The sequence below is a fragment of the Paenibacillus periandrae genome, assembly GCF_022458865.1.
GTDB classification, from domain to species: Bacteria; Bacillota; Bacilli; order Paenibacillales; family NBRC-103111; genus Paenibacillus_S; species Paenibacillus_S periandrae.
The window spans coordinates 1-265 of the sequence record NZ_JAJNMU010000191.1 but is presented as its reverse complement, the minus strand read 5'-3'; the positions used below and the strand labels follow the sequence as shown (position 1 = coordinate 265).

1 protein-coding gene is annotated in these 265 nt (G+C 47.9%); it reads left to right on the top strand.

What is annotated here, in order from left to right; all coding sequences use genetic code 11:
- Positions 1-26 precede the first annotated feature (26 nt).
- Positions 27-265, top strand: a 239-nt coding sequence (locus LRL21_RS45180) for a transposase family protein (RefSeq protein WP_240422249.1), incomplete at its 3' end; no start/stop codon positions are given.

Sequence of the window (265 nt, the reverse complement as noted above, 5' to 3'; positions counted from 1 at the left end):
ACGAAATACAGATAGAAGCAGTACCAGTGGCCTCAAAGCAAGGTTGTCCGATTTGTCGATCCGATGAAACGGTCTCGCTTAAAGGAAGCAATGGACTACGTACCGTCCGGCATCTCCCTGCATTCGAAAAAAAAGTGATTCTTCTGGTTCCGAGTACCCGGATGCATTGCTCGCAATGCGAGGTTGGTTTTGTTTGGATGTATGAATTTGTTGGTCCTAAAAGACGGTACAGCCACCTCTTTCGTGAACGAGCTGTCCAGCAAGC